At 66.3% G+C, this 23,617-nt stretch carries 24 protein-coding genes; 13 read left to right on the forward strand and 11 right to left on the reverse strand.

The genetic code is table 11. From position 1 onward, the window contains the following. Window positions 1-18: 18 nt before the first annotated feature. From GGR33_RS05035 to GGR33_RS05045, 3 genes are all read left to right on the forward strand, one after another. Complete coding sequence (locus tag GGR33_RS05035; protein ID WP_183502570.1) at window positions 19-1,911, forward strand: monovalent cation:proton antiporter-2 (CPA2) family protein; 1,893 nt, start codon at window positions 19-21, stop codon at window positions 1,909-1,911. Further along, on the forward strand, window positions 1,904-3,358 hold the full coding sequence (locus GGR33_RS05040; RefSeq protein ID WP_183502572.1) for an MATE family efflux transporter: 1,455 nt from the start codon (window positions 1,904-1,906) through the stop codon (window positions 3,356-3,358). Before GGR33_RS05035 ends, GGR33_RS05040 begins: the two co-directional genes overlap by 8 nt. A gap of 137 nt (window positions 3,359-3,495) precedes the next feature. Beyond that, on the forward strand, window positions 3,496-4,365 hold the full coding sequence (locus GGR33_RS05045) for a DUF937 domain-containing protein (protein ID WP_183502574.1): 870 nt from the start codon (window positions 3,496-3,498) through the stop codon (window positions 4,363-4,365). A gap of 68 nt (window positions 4,366-4,433) precedes the next feature. On the opposite strand, the gene GGR33_RS05050 is transcribed toward GGR33_RS05045, so the two are convergent. The 3 genes from GGR33_RS05050 to GGR33_RS05060 all read right to left on the reverse strand — a co-directional run bounded on the left by GGR33_RS05050 (window position 4,434) and on the right by GGR33_RS05060 (window position 6,043). After that, window positions 4,434-4,637 (reverse strand): Flp family type IVb pilin, encoded by a 204-nt coding sequence (locus GGR33_RS05050; RefSeq protein ID WP_284211007.1) that lies wholly within the window; start codon window positions 4,635-4,637, stop codon window positions 4,434-4,436. 119 nt (window positions 4,638-4,756) lie between these two features. Then, the gene (locus tag GGR33_RS05055) at window positions 4,757-4,999 is read right to left on the reverse strand and encodes a DUF3072 domain-containing protein (protein ID WP_246412853.1); all 243 of its coding nucleotides are present in this window, start codon (window positions 4,997-4,999) and stop codon (window positions 4,757-4,759) included. 156 nt (window positions 5,000-5,155) lie between these two features. Then, window positions 5,156-6,043, reverse strand: a complete 888-nt coding sequence (locus GGR33_RS05060; RefSeq protein WP_183502578.1) for a branched-chain amino acid aminotransferase — start codon at window positions 6,041-6,043, stop codon at window positions 5,156-5,158. 220 nt (window positions 6,044-6,263) lie between these two features. Here GGR33_RS05060 and GGR33_RS05065 point away from each other — a divergent pair, with 220 nt between their 5' ends. The 3 genes from GGR33_RS05065 to GGR33_RS05075 are packed head-to-tail and all read left to right on the forward strand — an operon-like array spanning window position 6,264 to window position 8,912. Then, window positions 6,264-6,773, forward strand: a complete 510-nt coding sequence (locus tag GGR33_RS05065) for a MarR family winged helix-turn-helix transcriptional regulator (RefSeq protein ID WP_183503512.1) — start codon at window positions 6,264-6,266, stop codon at window positions 6,771-6,773. Next, window positions 6,773-7,489 (forward strand): response regulator, encoded by a 717-nt coding sequence (locus tag GGR33_RS05070; RefSeq protein WP_183502580.1) that lies wholly within the window; start codon window positions 6,773-6,775, stop codon window positions 7,487-7,489. Before GGR33_RS05065 ends, GGR33_RS05070 begins: the two co-directional genes overlap by 1 nt. A 13-nt stretch (window positions 7,490-7,502) precedes the next feature. Next, the gene (locus GGR33_RS05075) at window positions 7,503-8,912 is read left to right on the forward strand and encodes an ATP-binding protein (RefSeq protein WP_183502582.1); all 1,410 of its coding nucleotides are present in this window, start codon (window positions 7,503-7,505) and stop codon (window positions 8,910-8,912) included. Window positions 8,913-9,107: 195 nt separating this feature from the next. Here GGR33_RS05075 and GGR33_RS05080 read toward each other — a convergent pair whose 3' ends face one another. Together GGR33_RS05080 and GGR33_RS05085 are read right to left on the reverse strand one after the other, a co-directional pair. Continuing rightward, entirely contained in the window at window positions 9,108-9,908 is an 801-nt protein-coding gene (locus GGR33_RS05080; protein WP_183502584.1) for a fructosamine kinase family protein, read from the reverse strand. Continuing rightward, window positions 9,905-10,372: a low molecular weight protein-tyrosine-phosphatase gene (locus tag GGR33_RS05085; protein WP_183502586.1), complete on the reverse strand. Its 468-nt coding sequence runs from the start codon at window positions 10,370-10,372 to the stop codon at window positions 9,905-9,907. Before GGR33_RS05085 ends, GGR33_RS05080 begins: the two co-directional genes overlap by 4 nt. 231 nt (window positions 10,373-10,603) lie before the next feature. Between GGR33_RS05085 and GGR33_RS05090 the strand changes: the two genes are divergently transcribed. Next, complete coding sequence (locus GGR33_RS05090; RefSeq protein ID WP_284211008.1) at window positions 10,604-11,437, forward strand: FkbM family methyltransferase; 834 nt, start codon at window positions 10,604-10,606, stop codon at window positions 11,435-11,437. A gap of 88 nt (window positions 11,438-11,525) precedes the next feature. On the opposite strand, the gene GGR33_RS05095 is transcribed toward GGR33_RS05090, so the two are convergent. Next, complete coding sequence (locus tag GGR33_RS05095) at window positions 11,526-12,731, reverse strand: alpha/beta fold hydrolase (protein WP_284211009.1); 1,206 nt, start codon at window positions 12,729-12,731, stop codon at window positions 11,526-11,528. Continuing rightward, window positions 12,728-13,051 carry a GCG_CRPN prefix-to-repeats domain-containing protein gene (locus GGR33_RS26500; protein ID WP_425488743.1) on the reverse strand — a complete coding sequence of 108 codons (324 nt, stop codon included), beginning with the start codon at window positions 13,049-13,051 and terminating at the stop codon, window positions 12,728-12,730. Before GGR33_RS26500 ends, GGR33_RS05095 begins: the two co-directional genes overlap by 4 nt. 233 nt (window positions 13,052-13,284) lie before the next feature. Between GGR33_RS26500 and GGR33_RS05100 the strand changes: the two genes are divergently transcribed. From GGR33_RS05100 to GGR33_RS05115, 4 genes are all read left to right on the forward strand, one after another. Further along, window positions 13,285-13,530 carry a hypothetical protein gene (locus GGR33_RS05100; protein ID WP_183502588.1) on the forward strand — a complete coding sequence of 82 codons (246 nt, stop codon included), beginning with the start codon at window positions 13,285-13,287 and terminating at the stop codon, window positions 13,528-13,530. Between the two features lie 26 nt (window positions 13,531-13,556). After that, entirely contained in the window at window positions 13,557-13,898 is a 342-nt protein-coding gene (locus GGR33_RS05105) for a hypothetical protein (RefSeq protein ID WP_183503519.1), read from the forward strand. A 319-nt stretch (window positions 13,899-14,217) separates the two neighbouring features. After that, window positions 14,218-14,655, forward strand: coding sequence for a DUF2231 domain-containing protein (locus GGR33_RS05110; RefSeq protein ID WP_210301853.1), 438 nt, complete (start codon window positions 14,218-14,220; stop codon window positions 14,653-14,655). 2 nt (window positions 14,656-14,657) lie between these two features. After that, entirely contained in the window at window positions 14,658-15,974 is a 1,317-nt protein-coding gene (locus GGR33_RS05115; RefSeq protein ID WP_425488749.1) for a PQQ-dependent sugar dehydrogenase, read from the forward strand. A gap of 168 nt (window positions 15,975-16,142) precedes the next feature. On the opposite strand, the gene GGR33_RS05120 is transcribed toward GGR33_RS05115, so the two are convergent. Together GGR33_RS05120 and mprF are read right to left on the reverse strand one after the other, a co-directional pair. Continuing rightward, entirely contained in the window at window positions 16,143-17,525 is a 1,383-nt protein-coding gene (locus tag GGR33_RS05120; RefSeq protein WP_183502592.1) for a virulence factor family protein, read from the reverse strand. Further along, complete coding sequence (mprF, locus tag GGR33_RS05125) at window positions 17,522-20,164, reverse strand: bifunctional lysylphosphatidylglycerol flippase/synthetase MprF (RefSeq protein ID WP_183503523.1); 2,643 nt, start codon at window positions 20,162-20,164, stop codon at window positions 17,522-17,524. The genes GGR33_RS05120 and mprF overlap by 4 nt, the downstream gene beginning before the upstream one ends. 533 nt (window positions 20,165-20,697) lie before the next feature. On the opposite strand from mprF, the gene GGR33_RS05130 reads away from it, so the two are divergent. Together GGR33_RS05130 and GGR33_RS05135 are read left to right on the forward strand one after the other, a co-directional pair. Next, window positions 20,698-20,889, forward strand: coding sequence for a hypothetical protein (locus tag GGR33_RS05130; protein ID WP_183502594.1), 192 nt, complete (start codon window positions 20,698-20,700; stop codon window positions 20,887-20,889). 84 nt (window positions 20,890-20,973) lie between these two features. Further along, window positions 20,974-22,161 (forward strand): pyridoxal phosphate-dependent aminotransferase, encoded by a 1,188-nt coding sequence (locus tag GGR33_RS05135; RefSeq protein WP_183502596.1) that lies wholly within the window; start codon window positions 20,974-20,976, stop codon window positions 22,159-22,161. 288 nt (window positions 22,162-22,449) lie between these two features. Here GGR33_RS05135 and GGR33_RS05140 read toward each other — a convergent pair whose 3' ends face one another. Beyond that, window positions 22,450-22,668 carry a hypothetical protein gene (locus GGR33_RS05140; protein ID WP_183502598.1) on the reverse strand — a complete coding sequence of 73 codons (219 nt, stop codon included), beginning with the start codon at window positions 22,666-22,668 and terminating at the stop codon, window positions 22,450-22,452. 641 nt (window positions 22,669-23,309) lie between these two features. After that, the gene (locus tag GGR33_RS05145) at window positions 23,310-23,477 is read right to left on the reverse strand and encodes a hypothetical protein (protein WP_183502600.1); all 168 of its coding nucleotides are present in this window, start codon (window positions 23,475-23,477) and stop codon (window positions 23,310-23,312) included. Between the last annotated feature and the right edge of the window lie 140 nt (window positions 23,478-23,617).

Genomic DNA, 23,617 nt, shown 5'->3' on the forward strand with positions numbered 1-23,617 from the left:
CACAGTTCCGGGAGCCCCATGGCGAGCGCCACGACGCACGCGAGCTTCCTGCCGCCTGTCCTGACCTTCCTGTCGGCTGCCGTCGTCGGCGTGCCGATCTTCCGGCTACTCGGGCAGAGCGCCGTGCTCGGCTATCTCGTGGCCGGCGTCGCCATCGGGCCTTTCGGCCTGTCGCTGATCGCCGAGCCCGAGACGGCGACGAGTGTCGCCGAGATCGGCGTCGTGCTGCTGCTCTTCATCGTCGGGCTGGAGCTCGAACTCTCGCGCCTCGTCTCGATGCGACGCGACATCTTCGGGCTGGGCGCTGCGCAGCTCGCGCTGTGCTCCTTGGTGCTGGCCGGGGCAGGCCTGGTTTTCGGGCTTTCGGTCGCCGCGGCGGCCGTGATCGGCGTCGCGCTCGCTCTCTCGGCCACTGCGGTGGCGCTGCAACTGCTGGAGGAGCGGGGCGACCTCAGCAGCGCCTATGGCAGCCGCTCCTTCGCCGTGCTGCTCTTTCAGGATATTTCGGTCGTCGCCATCCTGGCCGTGCTGCCGCTGCTCGCCTCGGCGGGCGGCGCGCCCGAGGGGGGCTGGATCGAGGGGGCCTTGCGCTCCACGGCCGTCGCGGGCCTCGGCATCGTCGTGGTGGTCCTCGTCGGGCGCTACGGCCTGAATCCGTTCTTCCGCCTGCTCGCCGCCGCCGGTGGCCGCGAGGTGATGACTGCCGCCGCGCTGCTCGTCGTGCTCGGCACGGCGATGCTGATGGAAGAGGTCGGCCTCTCCATGGCGATGGGCGCGTTCCTCGCCGGCGTGATGCTCGCCGAATCGAACTTCCGCCACCAGCTCGAAGCCGACATCGAGCCGTTCCGCGGCATGCTGCTCGGCCTGTTCTTCATGAGCGTCGGCATGTCCATCGACGGCGGCTTGCTCAAGGCGCATTGGCCTGAGCTCGTCGGTGCGACGGTGGCGGCCATCTTGCTCAAAGTCGCGCTGGTCGCCGGGCTGTTCCGGCTGTTCGGCTCGTCCTGGCTCGACGCCGTGCGCGGCGGAGCCGTCCTGGCGCCAGCCGGCGAATTCGCCTTCGTGATCCTGCCGGCCGCGGGCGAACTGCGTCTGCTCGACACCTCCGCGACACGCTTCTCGGTGGCGCTGGCGGCGCTGACCATGATCGTGGGTCCGCTCGCCGCGAAAGGCCTCGATACGCTCCTCGCGCGGCGGCCCGAGACCGCCGCGGCGCCCGCGGACACGATCGAGCCGGCCGAGGCCCGCGTCCTCGTCATCGGCTTCGGACGGTTCGGGCATTTGGCGACCCAAGTTCTGCTGGCGGAGGGCATCAGCGTCACCGTCATCGACAAGGACGTCGAGCAGATCCGCAATGCCGCGCGCTTCGGCTTCCGGGTCTATTATGGAGACGGCACGCGGCTCGATGTGCTGCGCGCCGCCGGTATCGGCCGGGCCGAACTGGTCTGCATCTGCATCGACGACGCGGCGGCCTCGCTCAAGATCGTCGACATCGTGCACGAGGAGTTCTCGAGCGTACGGACCTACCTGCGGGCCTACGACCGCAACCACGCCATCGAGCTCATGAATCGCGACGTGGACTTTCAGATCCGCGAGACCCTCGAATCCGCCCTGCGGTTCGGCCGGGCCGCCCTGGAAGGCCTGGGTCTCTCCGAGGAGGCCGCGGCCGCGCGTATCGAGGATGTGCGCAAGCGCGATGTCGCCCGCCTCGTCTTGCAGCAAGCTGGCGCGCTCCCAGAGGGAGGCGGTTGGATGCGCGGCCCGGCGACGGAGTTGCGCCCCGAGCCGCTGACCGAGCCGCAGCGGCCGTCTCGCGCGCTCAGCGCCGAGACGCGCGGTCTCATCGAGTCGGAGCGGCGCGAGGCCGCGATGCGCGAGTTGGAGCCGGAAGACGCGGCGACCGATGGATAGCGAGCGTTCAGCAAGCGATGGCATCGAACTGATCAGCCCCGCTGCCCCGCCGCCCGGCGCGGCCCGCTTCCTCTCTGGCTCGATCTTGCGGCACGTGGTCGTGATGAGCGCGACGGGTGCGGTCGGCCTGATGGCGATCTTCCTCGTCGACCTGCTCTCGCTGATCTACGTGTCCAAGCTCGGCGATCCGCAGCTCACTGCCGCCGTCGGATTCGCCTCGATCGTCCAGTTCTTCGCGATCTCGATCAATATCGGCCTGATGATTGCTGCCGGCGCCCTGGTCTCGCGGGCGATCGGCTCCGGCGATGAGGCCTATGCCCGACGGATCGCGAGTTCGACCCTGATTCACTCGCTCGTCGTCTCGGGCGCACTCGTGCTGACGTTGCTGCCGCTCCTCGACCCGCTGCTCCGGGCGATCGGGGCGGATGCGCATACCCTGCCGATCGCCAAGCGCTTCCTCTGGATCGCGCTGCCCTCGAACCTGCTGATGGCGCCCGGCATGCTGTTCACAGGGCTGCTGCGCTCCGTCGGGGCGGCGCGTGAGGCGATGTGGGTGACGCTCGGGGGCGCCATCGTCACGGCTTGCGTGGACCCGATCCTGATCTTCACGGCCGGCCTCGGTGTCGACGGCGCGGCGATGACCGTCTGCCTCGCGCGGGCAACCTTCGCCATCATCGGCTGGATCGGCGTGCGCAAGTACCGCATGCTGCAGCCGCCAAGGGCGACGGAGGTCCTCGACGACGGCCCGGTGGTCGCGCGCATCGCGTTCCCGGCGATCCTGACCAACCTCGCGCCGGCCATCGCGAGCGCCTTCGTCGCCCATGCTCTCTCGGGCTTCGGTACGACGGCCATCGCCGCCAACGTCGTGATTGACAGGCTCTCACCGGTGGCCTTCTGCGGGCTCTTCGCCATGTCCGGCGCGATCGGCCCGATCCTCGGTCAGAACTGGGGCGCCTCCCGCTTCGACCGGATGCGCGGCGTGCTGCGCGAGGGCGCCCTCGTGGGTGCGGGCTACGTCATCGTGGTCTGGCTGGCGCTGATGGCCTGCGCCTGGCCGCTTGCGCATCTGTTCGAGCTGAGCGGCGTCGCCGCCGACCTCCTCGTCTTCTTCTGTTTCGTGAGCGGTCCGATCTGGTTCTGCAACGGGCTGCTCTTCCTCGGGAACGCCTCCTTCAACAATCTCGGCTTCCCGCTGACCTCGACGGCGCTGAATTGGGGCCGTGCGACACTGGGCACTATGCCCCCTGCCCTCCTCGGCGGCATGCTCTTCGGACCGCGCGGTGTCATTGCCGGGATCGGTGTCGGCTCCTTCACGTTCGGGCTCATAGGCATCACGCTGGCGGCGCGGACGATCGGCACTCTGGAGCAGCGCGCCCGAAAAATCTCGGATGCACCGACCGAGCGGACGGCGATCGAGAGCGACGCGCGGGAGAAAATGCCCGTCTGAGGGGTGCCGCGGGACGGCATTCCCGTGCTTTGTTGACCAAAGCGGGTCTTCGCGCTGGCGAATTTTTCGCCAATGCGACAGATTCAGAGATGAAACCTCCGGATCTGCCGCGGAGCGTCCGAGCCAGAGTACCGCTCATGTTCAACCTGTTCGACATTCTGCAGAGCCAAGCCGGTCCCGGCATGCAGACGATCGGACAGCAATTCGGACTGACGCCCGAGCAGAGCCGAAGCGCCATGAACGCGCTGATGCCGGCCATCGCGGCAGGTCTTCAGCGCAGCGTGGTGAGCGATCCGATGGGCTTCGGGCGCATGCTTGGCATGACGAGCCCTGACGCCTATCGCGCGCCATCGTCGAAGCCGCAAGCGTCGGCTCAGCCCGACTTCCTGGGCCAGCTCTTCGGCTCGCCGATGCTCAGCCAAGCCGTTCTCCAGCAGGCTTCGTCGGTCAGCGGCATTGGCCAGCAGGCCCTGCGCCAAATGCTGCCGGTGATGGCCGGAATGGTGGTCGCCGGCATCGTCCACGTCTTGGTCAACCAGCCGCCTCCGGCCCAGAGTCAGCCTGCTGCGCCACCGCCCGATCCAGGCTATCCGGTGGCGGCTTTCTGGACCGACTGGATCAACCAGTTCGCCGGCGGAGCCGCTCTCCCGCCCCAGGCCGAGACGAAGCCGTCGTCGCCCACCCGTGAGGAGCCGGCGCCTCTGAAGGCCACCGTCCTCCCGTCGGAGCCTGCCAATGAAAAGGCAGCGAAGGCCGACGGCATGGAGGAAGCGCCCTTCGAGGCCTTCCAGCAGATGTTTCAGACCGGCGTCCAGGTTCAGGAACAGAACGCGAAGGCCATGCAGGACATCTTCGACGCGTTCTGGAGCAAACCCACCGAGACACCGCCGGCGGAATCGCCGGCATCCGGTCCCGAGAAGTCTGAGGCCGGTACTGGCCCGACGGCCAGCGCGCCTAAGGTCGATGATGCTGGCGGCAAGCAATCCGTTCGTCGCAAGAACAAATAGGCACGCCAGGAAGCACGAACACACACTGGGCAGTATTCGGCCGCAACGGTAGCCGCTTCACCGCCACTTTACTGCGCGCTTACGCCTGTCAGAATCGTATTCCAGAGCTTCGTCATCGCCGTCCGGATCGCCGGGGTGACGGCAACTGCAATCAAGCCCCCGACCAATGCATATTCGATGGCGGTCGCGCCGCTGCAATCCTGCGCGAACCGCACCAGGATCGAACGGTGCGGCGACTCTTTCGCTGCCTCGATGGGAAGGGGGCTACTCACGTCGGTCGAACCTCGGCCAGACTGCAACTCGTCTCGATAGCCGTTGAACAATTGCGAACGTCTTAACTCGATCCTGCTATCTCAAGTTTCCACAGCGGACGCGAGATGCTTGAGCCGCCCTATTCAGTTCCCACGGCTTTCCGAAGGGCATCGATCCGCTTTGATGCCTCGGCCTTGTCGAGTTCGGCATCGAAGGCCTTCGCGTCCTTGGCCTGTTCCGAAAGCGTCTTGAGGTAGGAGGCCTGCGCGCCCGTCATTGGCTCGCCACCCGTCGTCCACTCGTCCGGGTCCTTGATCCGGTTCGAAGACTCATCCGGGACGATCTTCGGGTTGTCGTGTGCGTCCGTTGCTGCCTTTGCCATAGCACTACCGCTCTCGTTCATGGATTGTTCTAGCCAACACCTGACGCCGGGAGCGGTTCCGGCCCGCCATCCGAGCACCTGAACGCAAACGAAGCCGGAGACCTGGCTCGGGTCTCCGCCTTCGCGTGGGTCCGACTGCCCCTCCAGCGAAGGCGTTTAAGCAGCCTTGGACCGCGGCTGCACTTCGGCGGTGTAGTCGTCCATCAGAGTTTTGGTCATCGCCGCCGGCACGAACGAATAGGGGCCGATCTCCGAGACGGGCGTGACCTCGGCGGCCGAGCCGGTGATGAAGCACTCCGAGAAGCCCTCCATCTCGTCCGGTCGGATGCGACGCTCGATCAGCTCGTAACCGCGGCGCTTGGCCAGCTCGATCACGGTCTGGCGAGTGATGCCGTTCAGGAAGCGGTCGGCGGTGGGCGTATGGATCACGCCATCCTGGATGAAGAAGATGTTCGCGCCAGTGCACTCAGCGACGTTGTCCTCCCAGTCGAGCATCAGCGCGTCGGCATAGCCCTTGTTTTCGGCGCGGTGCTTCGAGATTGTGCAGATCATGTAGAGCCCGGCCGCTTTCGAGGCGGAGGGAATCGTGCGCGGGTCGGGCCGGCGGTAGTCGGCGAGATCGAGGCGGATACCCTTCATCTTGGTGGCCGGATCGAAGTAGCTCGGCCATTCCCAGGCGGCGATGGCGAGGTGGATCGTGTTACCCTGCGCGGACACGCCCATCATCTCCGAGCCGCGCCAGGCGATCGGACGCAGATACGCGTCTTGCAATCCGCTGGTCTTGAGGACGAGCTCCTTGGCGGCCTCGATCTCCTCGACAGAGTACGGCACCTCGAAGTCGAGATACTGCGCCGAGCGCTTGAGGCGCTCCGCATGCTCACGGCTCTTGAAGATGACGCCGCCATAGGCGCGCTCGCCCTCGAAGACCGATGAGCCGTAATGCAGCCCGTGGCTCAGCACATGGATCTTCGCATCCCGCCACGGCACCATGGCGCCGTCGACCCAGATGGTGCCCTCACGCTGGTCGAACGGGATGACGGACATGTCGGATTCCTCTTGCGCGGCTCGGGTCGGCCGCGGGGTCGTCGGGCGGGCCGAACGGGACGATCCTCGGGGCGGCGCCTGAAGGGTTGACGCCTAACGACGAGGCTGAGATATGTCAATAACACTGACTTATCCGTGCCGATCGTCCGTCGAGGTCGCGACCGTCTTGCCCTACCGAGCGACGACAGACCCCGCCGAACTCGCCGAGACCGCTCCGATCATGGAGCCGCGTTTCCCCGATCGCAATGACGGCGACGACCTCATCGAACTCCTGTTCTTCGCCTACCGGGACTTCGTCGCCGACCCCGATCGCATCCTGGCGGAGTACGGCTTCGGACGGGCGCATCACCGCGTGCTACATTTCGTCGACCGCTATCCGGGTCTCACGATCGCCGAACTCCTGGATATCCTGCGCATCACCAAGCAGAGCCTCAACCGGGTGCTGAAAGACTTGATCGAGCAGGGCTACATAGCGCAGCGCACCGGCACGAATGACCGGCGCCAGAGGCTGCTCTTCTGCACGGAAGCGGGCATCCGCTTCGCCGAGGAGCTGAGCCGCGTTCAGATGCGCCGCGTCGCCCGCGCCCTGGTCGATCAGCCGGGACGAGGCGCGACCGACGACCCCGGCGAGGCCCTGGCCTCGGCGCAAGGCTTCCTACTCGCGATGATCGAGCCCGAGGAGCGGGCCACGGTCCGCCGCCTGATGGCCCGCCGCACGAAGGCCGCCTGATGACGAGTGCCTCGCCGAAGCCGCGTGCCGAGCTGCCGGATCACGCGCCTCACGTGCTCGTCGTCGACGACGATCGCCGGGTGCGCGAGTTGCTGACGCGCTTCCTCACCGAGCAGGGCTTTCGCGTCACCGCCGCCGGGGACGTGCCGGAGGCGCGCTCTCGCTCGAAGGCTTTCGTCTTCGACGCGCTGGTGCTCGACGTAATGATGCCCGGCGAGAACGGCTTCGACTATGCGCGGCAGGTCCGCGAGGCCTCCAACGTGCCGATCCTGATGCTGACGGCCCGCTCCAATTCCAACGACCGTGTCATGGGTCTGGAAATCGGCGCCGACGACTACCTGCCCAAGCCCTTCGAGCCCCGAGAGCTGATCCTGCGGCTCAACAACATCCTCAGGCGCGGCCAGCCCACCGGCCCGGCGCGCAGCCCGGGCGGCGAGGTCAATTTCGGCCCCTTCACCTACAAGATCGACCGGGGCGAGCTGCGGCGCGGCGACGAATCCGTGAAGATCAGCGAGCGCGAGCGCGAGATCCTGACCATGCTGGCGGAGGCCCGCGGCGGCAACGTCGAGCGCGATGCCCTGGCCGGCGGCTGGGCGGGCGAGCGCACCATCGACGTGCAGATCAACCGCCTGCGCCGCAAGACCGAGGTCGACCCGGCCAACCCCACCTATCTCCAGACGGTGCGCGGCGTCGGCTACCGCCTCGCGGTCGATTGACCCGGGCCGATCGATGTCCGAGGCGCGCACGATCGAGGGCATCGTCATCGGGGTGAAGCCCGGTGAGCCGGAGTCTCCCCCGAAGCGCCGGCGCGGACCGTGGCGCCGCCTCTCGCGCCTGATCGGCGACGTGCTGCCGAAGGGGCTCTACGCCCGCTCGCTGATCATCATCATCGCGCCGATGGTGCTGCTCCAATCGGTGATCGCCTACACCTTCATGGAGCGGCACTGGCAACTCGTGACGCGCCGGCTTTCGTCCGCCGTCACCGCCGACGTCGCCGCGCTGATCGATATTTACGAGACCTACCCGAAGGATAAGGATGCCGAGACGCTGGCGCGGATCGCGAACAACCGGCTCAATCTCGATCTCGACATCCTGAAGGGCGCCAAGCTCCCTCCGCAGGGACCACGACCGTTCTTCTCGATCCTCGATGAAGCCCTGTCAGAGGAGATCAAGAAGCAGATCAAGCGGCCGTTCTGGATCGACACCGTCGGCCGCTCGAATCTCATCGAGATCCGCGTCGCGATCCCCGACGGCGTCCTGCGGGTGACGGCGCGGCGCAGCCAAGCCTACGCCTCCAACTCGCACATCTTCCTGGTCTGGATGATCGGCTCCTCGCTGGTCCTGCTCGGCGTCGCGATCTTGTTCCTGCGCAACCAGATCAAGCCGATCGTACGGCTGTCCCTCGTCGCCGAGAGCTTCGGCAAGGGCCGCGAGATCGAGTTCAAGCCACGCGGCGCCCGCGAGGTCCGGCAGGCGGGCCATGCCTTCATCGAGATGAAGCGGCGCATCGAGCGCGCCATGGAGCAGCGCACGGCGATGCTCAATGGCGTGAGCCACGACCTGCGCACGATCCTCACCCGGTTCAAGCTGTCGCTCGCCCTGGTCGAGCAGAGCCCGGACGTCGAGGACCTGCGCCGCGACGTCGACGAGATGAGCCGGATGTTGGAGGGCTACCTCGCCTTCGCCCGCGGCGACTCGGCCGAGACCGCCGCGGCCACCGACATGCGCGCGCTCCTCGAAGACCTGCGCACCGACATCGAGCGCCTCGGCGCCCACGTGAACGACGTCACGCTCGAGGGCCGCCCGATCGTCACCGTGAGGCCCGACGCCTTCCGGCGCTGCCTGTTCAACCTCGCCGCCAACGCTGCGCGCTACGGCGACACGGTCGCCATCGGCGGGCGCGTCGATGGCCGGTCCTTCCTCGTCTCGATCGACGACGATGGGCCGGGCGTGCCGACGCAGAGCCGGGAGGAGGTGTTCAAGCCCTTCGTGCGCCTCGACGATGCCCGGCAGGATGCCGGCGGATCGGGGCTCGGCCTCGCCATCGCCAGGGACATCGCCCGGACCCATGGCGGCGACGTCTCGCTGCACGATTCCCCGCTCGGCGGCCTGCGGGCGACGGTGAGGATCCCGGCCTGACGCCGGACGGAATAGAGAACGTTCGGGACATTCGTCCCGCCTGTCCCAGGTCGTCCCACGTCGAAAGCGGCCCCACCCGACGCGAATCGGCCGCCGCGCGAGGCCATTGACATCATATCGCTACTATGCTAATTTTCCTATACATACCAGAGGTACATACTCTTAATGGAGCGGGACGCATCCCCGCTTGAGGCCTCAAGCCCCGGCCGCCGCGAGCTTCGCCTCGACCATGCCGCGATAGCCGGCCCCGAACAGGCGCAGATGCACCAGGGCCGGCCAGAGCTGGTAGATCGGCACCCGCTCGGCGAAGCCGGGCTCGGCAGGACCGTAGGCCTCGCGAAAGGCCGACCCCGGGCCGCCGAACAGCGTCAGCATGGCGAGATCGACTTCCGCGTGGCCGTGGTAGCAGGCCGGATCGATCAGGCCGGAGACGACGGCGCCGTCGGTGAGCACGTTGCCGCCCCAGAGGTCGCCATGCAGCAGCGCCGGGCGCGGCCGTGCCGGCAGGTGATCGGCGAGCCGCGCTGCAAGGGCTTCGATCCGGCGCGCCAGGGGCGCGTCGAGATGCGGGCAATGACAGAGCAGCCGCCGCTCGGCCCAGAAGGCGGGCCAGTCCTCGCTCCAGCCATTCTCGATGACCACCCCGCCGAAGGCGTAGTTGCACGCCCAGCCGTAGCTTTCGCCGGCGACCGCGTGGAGCCGGGCGACCGCATGGCCGAGATCGCCGTCGGCATCCCCACCGCCTGCCGGCAACCGGGCCATGACGATGGTGGCGGAATCGGCCCCGAACACCTCCGGTGCGGGCGCCCCGGTGTCACGGATCGCACGCAGCATCGCGGCCTCGACGAGCGGAGCCGGCCCATCCTTCGCGATGGCCTCGCGCCCGTCATCCAAGAAGATCCGGATCACACGCGAGAGGTTGCCGCCGCCCACGGGCTCGGCCCGCGCGAGTCTGCCGCCGAGCAGCGCCGCCGCGCGCTCGGCGAGCCCGCTCATCGCTTCAGCTTCTCCACGAGCGCCCGGGCGCCCGCGGTGGCGTCCGCCCAGGTCGCGTCGAAGCCGGACTCGTCGCCGTAATAGGGATCGGCGACCGCCTCGCCGCCTCGGCCCGGCACGTGGTCGAGCAAAAGCGACAGCTCCGCGCTGTCGGCCGGGCGCAGACGCTTCAGCGCGGCGAGGTTGTCGCGGTCGAGAGCGACGATGTGGGTGAACCGCGCAAAGTCCTCCGGCTGCACCTGGCGGCCCCGATAGCCGGAGATGTCGATGCCGTGGCGCAGGGCCACCGCCTGCGCCCGAGGGTCCGGCGGCGCTCCGATGTGCCAGCCGCTCGTGCCGGCCGAGTCGACCGCGACGTCGAGCCCGCCGAGCTCGGCCGCACGCCGGAACGCAGCCTCCGCCAGCGGCGAGCGACAGATGTTGCCGAGGCAGACGAACAGCACGGCCGGTTTGCGGGTGGGCATCGGGTTCTCTACGGGAAGTTCCGGTGTCCAAAACCTTAGGCTTCGTACGCCCTGCGCAACAGCAGCAATGGGTGGATTTTCGCCGGTTCGCATTTTGCTTGGAAAAGACATCAAAGCGGAAGTCGTCTGCGCGCGCAGATTATTCTGATTTCCGATTTTTGACATGGCATGATTATTGATTAAGACAATCTTCGAGCTAAAACTCCCTGTTGTTTTACACGGAGAATCCGCGTGATTGTCGCAAAGAGCTTAGCCTTATTGGGTGTCGCAAGTGTATTAAGTAGAGTCTTAGAGAATCAATCCGCTCAGAAACTAATATTTAATGCGCTACGCCTCAACAGACAGGAAGTAAAAAATATCATTATTGACGAAGACGTAAGATTTATTAGCTATTGCTTAGCTCGGAGAGAGCGCTCCAGATCGCAAATTCTTCAAGATTTATGGGTTTGTTTTGAACTCGGAGAGAAGAATGGAGGATTCTTCGTAGAGTTTGGCGCGACCAACGGCGTCAAAAACAGCAACACATGGCTGCTAGAAAAGCAATTCGGCTGGAAGGGAATTCTGGCTGAGCCAAACCCCCTATGGCACTCGGAATTGGCAATCAATAGAAATGCTTTCATTGAAAAAGATTGTGTTTCTTCAACGTCGGGAGACTCGATTGAATTTATATTGACTAATGACACTGATCCTGAGCTCAGCGGGATAGCTAAATTCTCAGATGCTGACCATTTCGCCGAGATCCGAAGCCAAGGTCAGCGTGTAGAAATAAATACAATATCGTTAGACGACCTTCTCGATAAATACAAAGCCCCATCTGTCGTTGAATATTTATCGATTGATACAGAGGGCAGTGAGCTAGAAATATTATCTTCTTATAGTTTTCGGCATAGATTTGGAGTAATATCGGTTGAGAATAATCCCAAAAATGAGAAACTTGTTGACGATATCTTATTGTCGAAAGGGTATATAAGGGTTTTCAGGCAATTTTCACAATGGGACAGCTGGTATGTTTCTTCTGAGTTGAGAGATAAAAAGCAAATAGAGATAATATCTCCAGAAGCATAAGCTTTTATTTGACCGAGTTTCTATCAAAATTTATAAACAAACGATCAGATACTCCAATTTACCCGCTTCGCCGACCGTCGCAAAGCTCTCAATCCGCTCCGCAATTGCTCGGAGCGGCTTGGCCCGCGAAGCGGTCCGCTATCCAGTCGATCGCAGCCGGAGCGGCGTCCTTGGCGATGGAGAGGTGTCCGACGCCCGGGACGAGGTCGAACTCGACCCGGCTGCCGGCGCGGCAGAGCTTGGTGCGGTAGTCGAGGGTCACGCGGGGGAGGACGAGGGTGTCGTCGCTGCCCTGCGCCAGGAAGATCGGGATCCGCGGCGGCAGCGTTCCGGGAGTATTGCGGGCGAGGAGCGAGCGCCAGGGCTCCCGTTGCGCCAGGTTGTCGACGGTGAGGAAGCTGCGGTCGAGGGCCTTGGACGGGCCGCGATGCTCCAGCACGTCGAAGATCGTTTCGATGCAGTCGTTGGCGAGCTGGTTGATGACCGGCACCGCATCCGGCGTCACCACCTTCGTCATCGGCGCGCCGTAGACCTGGGACCACGACCAGAGCGTCATCGCCGTGAGATTCTTGCCGCCCGACGTGTCGAGATCCGCCATCATCAGGGTGGCGAGTTCCGTGGCCGGAGCTGCGGCCGCGACGCCGACGAGCGAGAGGTCCGGCGCATAGGGGCGGGCGAGAAGGCCGGTAAAGAGCGCGGCATGGCCGCCCTGTGAATGCCCCCAAACCGCGAAGGCGTTCGAGGCGCCACCCGATCCCACGAGCTGGCGCGCAGCCCGCACCGAGTCGAGCACGGCGCGGCCTTCGCTGATCCCGACGAGATAGGGGTGAACACCCGGCGTGCCGAGGCCCGGATAGTCGGTGGCGGCGACGATGTAGCCACGCTCCAGCAGGTCGCTCAGCCCCTGGATCGAGCGGTAGAGCACACGCGCGAGCGAGGGCGCGCATTTGTCGACGACGCCGGTCGTCGGGTGGGCCCAGGCGACGACCGGCCGGCCGCCCGCCGGCGCGGGGCCTGCGGGCACGATGATCGCGCCCGATACGGCAATGGGCTCACCCTGCAGGCCGATCGACCGGTAGAGCACCCGATAGGCCGCCGCGCCCGAGGGTGCGTTCCCGAGGGGCTGGGAATCGAGCAGCGTCCCCGGCGAGGATCGGCCGCCCTTCGCCTCCACCGGGACGGGGGCGCCGGCGAGGGCCGCCAGCACCAGAATCGAGCCGAGGATGCGCGAGACACGCGACCGTAGGGCGAGGACGGATCGGCCGTCTCGCCTGCGCGGAAAGTCGCGGCTCACGGCTTCCAGCCGCCGCCCGGCAGACGACCGTGATAGGGGGTGTTGCGGCAGTGGCCCCAGGGGCCGCGCCAATAGCCGGGCGGACAGCCATTGCCGCCGCCCCTGACCTGATACCAGCCACCCGGGAGCGGGCCGACATAGGGCGTGCTCCGGCAATGGCCCCACGGACCGCGCCAGCGGCCCGGTCCGCAACCGCCCGCCGCCTGCTCAACAGGAGTTGCAACACCGAGATCGGCAGCAACCGGGAGTGCCTTGGCAGAAATGGGAAGCAGGACAGTCAAACAGATGACGCTCGTCCAAGCTATGGGCGCGAATCTCATGATGGAATCTCCTGCCAAATTCAGGAAAGCACGTCATCATTCGGAATGGCAACTGATATTGAATCTCGGCATTGTCCAGGGTTGCTAAATTATTGCGATGAGAGATGATCTTAACTTGTGATAGTGGCGCAAACGTCCAGAAAGCTATTGATAATCACCGGCCAATCTTCGTTGCGGCCGATAACGAGGGCCTCCCACGGAGGGCGCCAGGCCCTGACAGGAAGGACTTCGCCATGAGGACAACGTTGTTTGCCTTTGCCGTCATCGTCGGCGCGAGCGGGCAGGCCGGGGCCAATGAGCCGCCGATCCAGGGCCCGGCGGATGCCGCCTGTCGCGAGCAGGCCCGGGCACAGGTGTTCACCGCGCCCAATCCGGACCGCCTCAGCCTCTGGGACCTCGGCTCCCAGATCTGGCACACCTGCATGGCGGCCTATCACGGCACGGGTCCCAATCCAGGCCGTCAGGAGCAGCGGTTCTGATGGATGACGCCAATGGTCCGGCGGGCATGACGACCTGTCGCGGTCATCGCTGGAGAGGGGCCGGAAGCGCAGCCGGGCTGTCGCAGCACATCCTGCCGAGCGCCGCGACGATGATCGGCGTCTGCACCACCTTCATCGGCCTCGTGAAGATCATCGAAGCGCGGATCGGGCCGAGCCACGTCGACGAGTATGCCGCGCTGACCGCGGTCCTGTTCCTCGCGAGTTCCGGCGCCTCCTATCTCTCGATGCGATGGCCTGCCGAGAGCCGGCTCTCAGCCAAGCTCGAGACGGCCGCGGATGTCTGTTTCGTCCTCGGCTTGGTCAGCCTGTCGGTGATCTCGGTCCTGTTCGCGTACGAGGCGGTTTGAGGCAGGCATCGACCCATCGGCTTATGGCGCAGGGGGAACTGCGCTGAGCCTGAAGCGAATAATGTGAAACAAATCAGAAACTTATTTCATCTTACAGCGCGGCAGATCTGTTACGCACTTGCGGCACCGCGTCGCGACCCAAGATCCGATTTCGTGCAAATGGGCACGTGGCCGCCCGTTGCGGCTTCGGTGGCATCACGGTGTTGGACCATCGCATTCGCGATGAAGCCACCGAGTACGGTTGTACCTTTCCCGAGATTTCGCGTTTCACGCATGCTCGACCGAGCTTTCTCAAGTCGTCGCTTCATTGGAGGAAAAAATGGCTAGGCAAATCGGCGAGGGCCGTACGCCCCGGCCGCTGCACTCGTTTTTCGTCGGACTTGGCGGGGCCTTGCTGATGGCCGCCCTGTTCACGGACTACATGTATTTCAGCAATGCGCTGGTGCAGTGGGCGAACTTCTCGGCGTGGCTGATCACCGGCGGGCTCGTGCTGGCCCTGATCGCCGCGATCGTGCTCGTGCTCGATTTCGTGCTCGGCAGGGCAGGCCCGATGCGCTGGCCGGACTTCGGCCTGCTGGCCGTCGCGGCGCTCCTCTCGATCGTCAACGTCTTCATTCACACGCGCGATGGCTGGACGTCCGTCGTTCCGTCCGGGATCACCGTGTCGGCCATCGTCGCGATCCTGCTCCTCGTTGCCGGCCTTCGCGGCTGGTGCGTGACCGGCCTCAAGGCTCCCGCCCGGGGAGAGAACGCATGACCATGAAGCGATTCCGCGCGGCCTCGAGCCTGATGATCGTCGCTCTGCTCGCCGGATGCAGCGACAAGGGCGGCGATCCCTCGAAGCAATACGGGCCGAATCCGGATATTCCGGAGTCTCAAGCGTACATCATCCCCCCGATGAGCGTGCCGCAGGCCATCGGCTGGAAGGCCGGGGAAACGCCCACGGTTCCCGCCGGCCTGCGCATCCAGGCCATGGCGAACGGGCTGATGCATCCGCGCATCGTCTACCCGCTGCCCAACGGCGATATCCTCGTCGTCGAAAGCAACGGCCCCGGGACCAAGCCTTTCCGGCCGAAGGACTACATCTCGGGCTCGATCAAGGCCCGCGGCGGCGCCGCCGACAAGGGCGGCAACCGCATCACGCTGCTGCGTGATGCCGACGGCGATGGCGTTCCGGAGCTGAAGACGGTGCTCGTCGACCATCTGCACTCGCCCTACGGCGTCGCATGGGTCGCGGACACCCTGTACGTGGCCAATACCGACGCGATCATCGCCTATCCGTTCAAGCCCGGGCAGACGGAGATCAAGGAGCCTGGGACCAAGCTCACCGATCTGCCGGCAGGCCCGATCAACCATCACTGGACCAAGGCGATGGTCGCCAGCCCGGATGGCTCGAAGCTCTATGTCGGCGTCGGCTCTAACAGCAACGTTGGCGAGAACGGCATAGACATCGAGGAAGGCCGCGCTGCGATCCACGAGGTCGACCGGCTGACCGGCGCCACGCGCCTCTACGCGACCGGAATCCGCAATCCGACGAATCTCGCCATCCAACCCGGGACGGGGCAGGTGTTCGCCGTCGTCAACGGGCGCGACGAGAACGGGCCGGATGCGGATCCGGACTATCTGTCCTCGATCAAGGAGGGCGGCTTCTACGGCTGGCCCTACAGCTATTGGGGCCAGCACGTCGACGTGCGCATCCAGCCACAGAAGCCCGACTTGGTGGCGAAGGCGATCAAGCCGGATTACGGCCTGAGCTCCCACGTCGCGGCCCTCGGTGTCGCGTTCAGCCAAGGCCAGACGGTGTCACCGCAATTCGCCAACGGCGCGTTCGTGGGCGAGCATGGCAGCTGGAACCGCGACCCGCTGAACGGCTACCAGGTGATCTTCGTCCCCTTCGTCGATGGAAAGCCGAACGGAGCGCCGATCCCGGTGGTCACCGACTTCCTCGCGCAGGACAAGAAGACAGTCCGCGGACGCCCGGTTGGCGTGACGCTCGATCGGACCGGCGCTCTCATCGTCGCAGACGATGTCGGCAACACCGTCTGGCGCGTGAGCGGGGCAGCGGCTACGCACTAAAGCATGCTCTAACTCATTGAAACGGCCACGCTGCGTATCGACCGATCACTTCGGAACGCAGCGTGGTCCAAATCATGTCGCCGCGCGAATACTTCGACAGGCGATCGCCCCCAACCGCGCGGGACGAAACCTCATATTTCGACCGCTACGGCCGCCAATGGCGACCGCTCATCGAGGCAACCTTGCCTCCTCGATGATCCGCCGCGCCAATGCCGGATAGTCCCCGTCGAAATGGTGCCCCCCGTCGATCAGCAGGCGACGGGCGGCGGCGAGACTCGGATCGAGGCAGGGCGAGTCGTGTTCCTTCGAACCGTGGACGCAGAGCACACGATCGAGGGGGAGCGCCGCGAGCTGCGGCAGCACCGGATGCTCGCCGCCGAAGCCGAGCCAGCCCTTCACCGAGACGCTGAAACCGGTGCTGCGGCTCGGCGCGAGCAGCGCGATGAGCCGGACACGGTCGCGCACGGAGGCCTGGAGATAGGGCCACGAGAACGGAAACAGGTCGGCCCCGAACGAGTAGCCGAGCACGATGACCGGCAGGGTGCGGCTCGAATCGGCATCCTTGAGCATGGCGGCGATGTCGGCCGCGACCGTCTGCGGTTCGCGGTCCTTCCAGAAGTAGCGGAGCGCATCGATGCCGACGACGTGGATGCCCTCACGGGTGAGATGCTCGCCGATGGTCTTGTCGATGTCGCGCCAGCCGCCGTCGCCGGAGAAGAACACGGCCACGGCCCTCGTCTTGCCGAGGGCCGGCAGGTCGACGAGCGGCAGGCCGCCCGGCCCCGCATCCTGAGCCGCGATGGCGGAAACCGCGTTCACGGCAGCGCCTAGGCGAAACCTCGGCTCCGGCTCGGGATGACGGTCGATGACGAAGGGTCCGGCGCCCGGCGCACTCGCTTCGGAGACGGGGAGCTGCGCGGCGCTCAGCACCGTGAGCTGCGCCTGCGTCCGCAGCGGCAGCGGGTAGGTGAAGCCGCCCTCGGGTGATGGCAGCGGGTCGGCCACCGGCGCCTTGTCGTCGCAGATCGGGCGGGCGGTGACGAGCCGCTCGGCCGGGTCGAGCGCGACCCCGCCGCCCAGCGTCGCCGCGAAGGTGCGCGAAAGGATGGCCTCGGTGAGCGTCCCGCCCTCCCCCACGCCGACGAGGACCGGGCGGAGATAATTCTGGCCCTTCAGGGAGCGTTGCGCCTCCTTGGCCAGAAGCTCGATATCGACGATCGGGCGGATGCAGGGCGTGGTGTCGCGATCAATGGCCTTGCGCCATGTTTCGAGGTCGAGCTGCAGCACGATGAAGCCCCGCGCGCGCAGCGCCGCGCCGAGCTGACGCTCGGTCTCGCCGGTGCCGCCAGCGCCCGAGAGGATTGCCGCGAGACCGACCGGCGTGCTGGCCGGAGCCTCCACGAGGACGTCCTCGAAATGCGAGGAGGCGATGCGCTCGGGCAAGACCGGAGCAGCGTCCGGCGCCCAAGGGTGAAGCCAGAGCAGGCCAAGGCCGAGCAAGACGACGGCTGCGCCTATCCCACCGCCGACCAGCCGGCGGCCCAGCCTCATCGCCGGATCAGGCCGAACGGCGAGCCGTTCACCAGGGTCGCGACGTCGAGCAGCGTCTTCGGCGTCTGCAGGCCGCCGGGACAGATCAGGTAGTAGGGCGTCCAGACCGGGTCGAACTTCTGCTTGAAGCTGCGCAGGCCGTCGAAGCTGTAGAGGTCGGCACCGCGGCGGTAGAGGAAGGCGCCGAAGCGGTTCCAGCGCGAGGCGAGGCGCTTGTCGACGAGGCCGGAGAGCGGGGCCGCACCGAGGTTGAACCAGCGGTAGCCCTCCTCCTTCGCCGCCAGCAGCAGGTTGGCGAAGAGCGCGTCCATGATCACCTTCGAGGCATCCGGCGCGTAGCGGATCAGGTCGATGGCGATCTCGTTGCGGTCAGCGCCGCGCAGCAGGTTGGCGAAGGCGACGATCCGGCCCTGCTTGCGCATCACCGCGATGTCGAAGCGCGCGAGATAGGCCGGATCGAAGGCGCCCATCGAGAAGCGCTTCTCACCGCCCTGCTTCAGCTCCAGCCACGCATCCGAGACGTCGCGCAGCTCCGGCATGGCGGCACGGACCCGCTCTCGGGGGAGGATCTCGAAGGCGAGGCCTTCCTTCTCGGCGCGACGCTGGCCGTAGCGGAGGTCGTGCCGGGTCGGTCCCTTCAGCGAGAAATCCGCCAGCGGGACGCGCGCCACTTCGCCAAGCTTCAGTGCCGTCAGGCCCATGTCGAGGAACAGGGCGAGATTTTCGGGGCCGACGCCGTAGAAGACCGGGCGCGCGGCGGCCCGATCCGCGAGTTCGCGGAACGACCAGGCGAGATCGGCCTGGAGCCGGGCCGGGCCGACCGGATCGCCCAGAGCGACGAGGCTGCGGCCGGCGCGTGCATACATCACGAAGCCCTCGCCGTCGGGCGAGGTCAGGAATTCCTTGTCGCCCAGCAGCGCCATCGCGGCCGAGGCGTTCGGCGACGCCGCGACGAGATCAGCGATGTCAGAAGGCACGACCGGTTCCGGCTGGCGGCGTCGGCCGCGATGATTGACGGCGCCATCGAAGCCGACGGCGGCGAGCGCCACCATGAAGGCGAAGGAGGCGCGGGCGGCACCCGAGCCGCTCCCGTCCCAGGAGATCTGCCACCAGAGGGCGTCGGCGACGGCGACATGCGTCCACCCGAGGAAGCCGATCCCGGCGGAGGCGGCAGTGAGCAGGCCGCCTGCCGCGAGGGTCGAGCGCAACCCGGCCCGTCGCAGCCAGATCCGGCTCACCGCGAAGGGGTTCGCCTTGGGGCATCGGTAGAACGAGCCGCGGAACAGGGCGAGAAGCGCCGCGAGAGCGGTCAGCAGCGTCGCCTCCTCCCAGTCCAGTCCCTTGCCCAGCGCGAAGCCTGCGCCGATGACGAGCAGCATCACGGCAGCGTTCCAGGCCCGGGCCAGGCGCCGGTACAGGCCGCGCGCGAGCACCAGCAGCGCGATGCCGACGAGGCAGGAGGCGAAATGCGAGGCCTCCATGAACGGAACCGGCACCACCTCGGACAGCACGGCGATGCGCGAGGCGAGGTCGCGGGTCGCGCCGGAGGCCAGCAGCATGAAGCCGCCGGCGAAGGCGATGGCGGACCAGGCGGCCGGCACCATCGGCTCGAGGAAGCGCAAGGACGCCTGGATCGGCTCGCGGCGGCGATAGGCCTCCACGCCCGCCAGCCCGGTCAGCGCGAGGCCGAAGGGCAGCAGCATGTAGATGATGCGGTAGGCGAGCAGAGCCGCGAACAGGTCCGGCCGATCCGCGAGGCCGAGGCTCGCCAGCAGCGTCGCCTCGAAGGCGCAGAGGCCGCCCGGCGCATGGCTGGCGATGCCGACGACGGTGGCCGCGATATAGGCGAGGAGGAAGGCCGGGAAGCCCGGCGCCACATCCGCCGGGAGCAGCACGTAGAGCGTGCCGGCCGCCGCCGTGATGTCGACGATGCCGGCGCAGATCTGCAGGAGCGCCGCGCGCGAGGTCGGCAGGCGCAGCTCGAAGCCGCGCACGCGCAGCGTCTTGGAGGTCGGGCCGAGCCAGATCAGAGATCCGGCGACGAGGCCAAGGACCGCCACACCGAGCAGGGCGGCGAGCTGTGCCTTGGCATCGCCGAAGCCGCCGAAATGCTCGGGGCCGCAGATCAACGCCAAAGCCGTCATGGTGACGAGCGAGATCAGCAGCGCGAACCACGAGGCGCCGAGCACGCGTCCGACATCGGCGAGCCCCGAGGCGCGCGATCCGTAGGCCCGCATGCGGTAGGCGCCCTGGGTCAGGATCGGAAAGCCCAGAGCGTTCGAGACCGCGTAACCGCCCGCTCCCGTGGCGAGGGCCGCGATGCGAGGGATGCGCCCCGGAGCGACCGCCTCGACGGCGATGAGATCGTAGACCGCGATGGCCGCGAAGCTGACCACCGTCAGCAGGAGCGCCAGGGCGAGCGCCGAATCGGGGATCTGGTCGTAGGCCTTCGTCACCGATTCGATCGAGACGCGGCCGAGCGTGCGATGGATCGCGACCGCCGCCATCACGGTCAAACACAGGCCGACGGCGCGCGGCAGGGCACGCCCGATCAGCCGCCAGGGCGACGGCGCGCTCGGAAGCGCCGTGATCTGCTGCTCGACCTGTGCCGGAGCGGAAGACGGTGTCGATGACGTCATCGGCGATGAGGACATGAAGGCGGGCCGGGTGTCTCTCCGGAGGATGCCGCGTGCGCCGTAGCCACTCGAGGCGACCCCGTCACGCGCTTCTCCGCCATCGAACCCGAATGTTGCGTGAATGAGGCGAAGAAATGCACCAGCACCGCTCAATTTGTATGCAGAATGCACGCTGACGCGGCGGATTTACAACGAAGTGGGAGTGCTTAAGCCGCTCCTAGGACATGGTTCTTCCGGACCGCGAATCACGTTCGGGCCTGCCGGCCGCGCCATCCGAAGCCCAGACCCGTCATTCCGGGGCGCCGAAGGCGAACCCGAAATCCACGACTGGCTGCTTCGCCATGCCCAGGCGGCGCATCACGGGTGGATTCCGGGTTCCGCTCCGCGGCCCCGGAATGACGATGCTCCCACCTGCAAATTCGGCCGTGAAACCCTCAATCGTCGAGCAAAGGTGTCCCATTGCCGGGAAAGCAGTGCTATGAGCACCTGTTTTCCGGATGCGGGGACTCAACCCCGCTCAACGTGAGTGCTTGTCCATGAACCCGCTGGTTCCGCTCGGTATTCTCTTCCTTCTGCCGCTCACCGCGATCGGCCTCGTGCTCTACACCGATACCGGGATCCTGCCGGAGCTGTTCTACGCCGCCGTGAAGACCTCGGTGATCCTCATCATCGTCGGTGGCGCGATCTCCTTCGCGGCCAGCAAGCTCGCCGAGCGCTCGAACGGCTGATGTCTTGCTCGTGCGTTGTCCGAGGATGGCCCGCGGGTCTCCTCGGCCACGCCCGATGAGCGGGCTCAACCGTACGAGGATTCCATGCCCCACGTCGTTCCCGCTTTCGATCGCATCGGCGAAGAGAACGCCTTCGCCGTTCTGGCGCGCGCGGGCGCTCTCGCCGCGGAAGGCCGAGACATCGTCAATCTCGGCATCGGCCAGCCCGACATGCCGACGCCGGCCCACATCGTCGAGGCCGGCATCAAGGCACTTCGCGATGGGCATCACGGCTACACGCCGGCAGTGGGCATCCTGCCGCTGCGCGAGGCGGTGGCCGCGGATATCCTGCGCCGCCACCAGGTGACGGTGTCGCCGGACTCGGTGATGATCGTGCCGGGCGGCAAGGTCACCATGTTCATGGCGATCCTGATGTTCGGCGAGCCCGGCGTCGAGATCCTGTACCCCGATCCCGGATTTCCGATCTACCGCTCGATGATCGAGTTCACCGGCGCGACGCCGGTGCCGGTGCCGATCCGCGAGGAGAACGGGTTTGCCTTCTCCGCCGAGGAGACGCTGGCGCTGCTCACGCCGAAGACACGGCTGCTGATCGTCAATTCCCCGGCCAACCCGACCGGCGGCGTCACGCCCAAGGCCGAGATCGACGCGCTGGTCGCCGGCCTCGCCGCGCATCCGGATCTCGCGGTGATGTCCGACGAGATCTACGGCACCATGACCTACGATGAGGAGCAGCACCATTCGCTGCTCAAATACGATGAAATCCGCGACCGGCTGATCTATCTCGATGGGGCCTCCAAGACCTACGCCATGACCGGCTGGCGGCTCGGCTGGTCGGTCTGGCCGAAGAAGCTTTACGAGGCCGCCCGCAAGCTCGCGGTGAACGCGCATTCCTGCGTGAATGCCTCCACGCAATGGGCCGGCGTCGCCGCGTTGAACGGCCCCCAGGATTGCGTGGCCGAGATGGTCGCGGAGTTCGACAAGCGCCGCAAGATCGTGGTCGACGGGCTGAACGCCCTGCCCAACGTCTCCTGCATCTCGCCTAAGGGCGCGTTCTACGCCTTCCCGAACGTATCGAAGACCGGCTGGAAGGCGAAGAAACTCGCCTCCGCGCTTCTCGAAGACGCGGGCGTCGCGGTGATCGGCGGCCCCGATTTCGGGGTCTGCGCGGAGGGCTATATCCGCCTGTCCTATGCGAATTCGGCAGAAAACATCCGCAGGGCGCTGGAGCGGATCAACGACTTCCTCTCGCAGGCGCGTCCCGACCCGGCCTGACGCGAGATCGGTCACCGATACGAAAAAGCCCGCCGCGGCGAACCGGGCGGGCTGATAGCAATGAGAGCCGTCCAGGACGGCTGAGCCGGCAATGGCCTGGGCCGCAAGGGCCGTGATTCCTGCGACAGCCGTGTGACGTAGGCACGGCCAGCTTCCGCCGAAACGGCCCGTCAGCCGTCATTGCGAGGCGAAGCCGAAGCAATCCAGATCACACCTGCACCGCAGGCCCATCGGCCCTGGATTGCTTCGCTGCGCTCGCAATGACGGCGAAGCGTCCGAGGCAGCCGTTCAGATGTTCGAGCCGGGATCGCGCGGCGGGCTTCCGCAGCGGAAACGCTCGATCCGCCACCGCTCGTGCTCGTGATCGTTCTGCCATCCGGCCATGGCCGGCTGGGCGAGCCGCAGACATTGCGTCGGCGTCTGCACCGGCTCGTCGAAGTAGTGCGTGCGCGTGACGCAGTGTGCCGGGTTCGCGGCGAGGCAGGTCACGAAGTAGAGGCCGATCATGCGCGTGGCGCTCCGTGGCGTCGTGCGGCGCTTCCTCGGAGAAACTCCTGGCAAGCGTCGTGCCGATCTGGGTCAACCGGCGGCGCCGGGGCCTGGTTCGCGCGGGCGGTCCCTCTGCGTGTCTCGTCCGTCTGCAGCACGACAAAGCCCGCTCCGGGATAGGGCAATTCCGGGCGGGCTCTGAAGCCGGGCATCCCTCGCTTGCTCTGCGTGAGCCCGAGACGAGGATACGCATTCACACGCGTCGAAAGTTTCAGGCGGATCGCGGCGCTGAACGCCTTCCGTGCGCGGGCTCTTCAGCCGTCGTTGCGAGCGCAGCGGCAAGCTGACACCGAATTCGATGCGGTGAAGCTGAAGCTGAGCGTCGTTTGCCGGCAATGCCGAAAAGAATTGAGCGCGCCCCTCGCAAGAGAAACGCGCTCAAAGTTGGTTCTTTGTCTCAGGGAAGAACTGAGGCAGCCCTTAGCGGGCCGCCCAATGCCATGCTGTAGCGGGGCCGCCACAACCCACTGTGTGGCCTTGTCACGGAAACGTCACGAGAGCACTTGGCTCGCGCCTCTCCGAGGGTGCAAAGGGCTCAGAAACGAAAAGCCCGCCACGGCGAACCGGGCGGGCTTCGGAAGCGGATGTGGGGCTGTAGGTTACTGCCCCGGCTTCGGGTTGGCGGGGGAAGGCTCCTGGCCGTTGGCGCTGCCGCTCTTCATGGCGCCGCCTTCCTTGCTCATGGACCCGCCGCTCTTCTGCATCGAGCCGCCCGCCGTCGACGATCCGGTCTCGCTCTTCCCGTTGACACTGCCAGGGTTGTTCACGGTCCCCTCTTGGCTGTTCGTCTTGCCTGGCCCGTTATTGCTGCCGGCGGCAGCCTGAGCCCAGGCGGAAGCGGGGAGCGTAAAGGCAAGAGTGGCTGCCAGTGCTGCAGTTGCGAAGCGCATTGAGAAATCTCCAGTTC

This window comes from Methylobacterium brachythecii (assembly GCF_014196345.1).
Taxonomy (GTDB): domain Bacteria; phylum Pseudomonadota; class Alphaproteobacteria; order Rhizobiales; family Beijerinckiaceae; genus Methylobacterium; species Methylobacterium brachythecii.

What these genes read in the sequence shown, in the direction of transcription:
- GGR33_RS05120 (WP_183502592.1), bottom strand. Translation starts at nt 17,525, where the DNA reads ATGAGGCTGGGCCGCCGGCTGGTCGGCGGTGGGATAGGCGCAGCCGTC.
- GGR33_RS05105 (WP_183503519.1), top strand. Translation starts at nt 13,557, where the DNA reads ATGACGACCTGTCGCGGTCATCGCTGGAGAGGGGCCGGAAGCGCAGCC.
- GGR33_RS05115 (WP_425488749.1), top strand. Translation starts at nt 14,658, where the DNA reads ATGAAGCGATTCCGCGCGGCCTCGAGCCTGATGATCGTCGCTCTGCTC.
- GGR33_RS05060 (WP_183502578.1), bottom strand. Translation starts at nt 6,043, where the DNA reads ATGTCCGTCATCCCGTTCGACCAGCGTGAGGGCACCATCTGGGTCGAC.
- GGR33_RS05085 (WP_183502586.1), bottom strand. Translation starts at nt 10,372, where the DNA reads ATGCCCACCCGCAAACCGGCCGTGCTGTTCGTCTGCCTCGGCAACATC.
- GGR33_RS05080 (WP_183502584.1), bottom strand. Translation starts at nt 9,908, where the DNA reads ATGAGCGGGCTCGCCGAGCGCGCGGCGGCGCTGCTCGGCGGCAGACTC.
- GGR33_RS05100 (WP_183502588.1), top strand. Translation starts at nt 13,285, where the DNA reads ATGAGGACAACGTTGTTTGCCTTTGCCGTCATCGTCGGCGCGAGCGGG.
- GGR33_RS05045 (WP_183502574.1), top strand. Translation starts at nt 3,496, where the DNA reads ATGTTCAACCTGTTCGACATTCTGCAGAGCCAAGCCGGTCCCGGCATG.
- GGR33_RS05110 (WP_210301853.1), top strand. Translation starts at nt 14,218, where the DNA reads ATGGCTAGGCAAATCGGCGAGGGCCGTACGCCCCGGCCGCTGCACTCG.
- GGR33_RS05040 (WP_183502572.1), top strand. Translation starts at nt 1,904, where the DNA reads ATGGATAGCGAGCGTTCAGCAAGCGATGGCATCGAACTGATCAGCCCC.
- GGR33_RS05135 (WP_183502596.1), top strand. Translation starts at nt 20,974, where the DNA reads ATGCCCCACGTCGTTCCCGCTTTCGATCGCATCGGCGAAGAGAACGCC.
- GGR33_RS05070 (WP_183502580.1), top strand. Translation starts at nt 6,773, where the DNA reads ATGACGAGTGCCTCGCCGAAGCCGCGTGCCGAGCTGCCGGATCACGCG.
- GGR33_RS05130 (WP_183502594.1), top strand. Translation starts at nt 20,698, where the DNA reads ATGAACCCGCTGGTTCCGCTCGGTATTCTCTTCCTTCTGCCGCTCACC.
- mprF (WP_183503523.1), bottom strand. Translation starts at nt 20,164, where the DNA reads ATGACGTCATCGACACCGTCTTCCGCTCCGGCACAGGTCGAGCAGCAG.
- GGR33_RS26500 (WP_425488743.1), bottom strand. Translation starts at nt 13,051, where the DNA reads ATGAGATTCGCGCCCATAGCTTGGACGAGCGTCATCTGTTTGACTGTC.
- GGR33_RS05140 (WP_183502598.1), bottom strand. Translation starts at nt 22,668, where the DNA reads ATGATCGGCCTCTACTTCGTGACCTGCCTCGCCGCGAACCCGGCACAC.
- GGR33_RS05075 (WP_183502582.1), top strand. Translation starts at nt 7,503, where the DNA reads ATGTCCGAGGCGCGCACGATCGAGGGCATCGTCATCGGGGTGAAGCCC.
- GGR33_RS05065 (WP_183503512.1), top strand. Translation starts at nt 6,264, where the DNA reads ATGGAGCCGCGTTTCCCCGATCGCAATGACGGCGACGACCTCATCGAA.
- GGR33_RS05055 (WP_246412853.1), bottom strand. Translation starts at nt 4,999, where the DNA reads ATGGCAAAGGCAGCAACGGACGCACACGACAACCCGAAGATCGTCCCG.
- GGR33_RS05035 (WP_183502570.1), top strand. Translation starts at nt 19, where the DNA reads ATGGCGAGCGCCACGACGCACGCGAGCTTCCTGCCGCCTGTCCTGACC.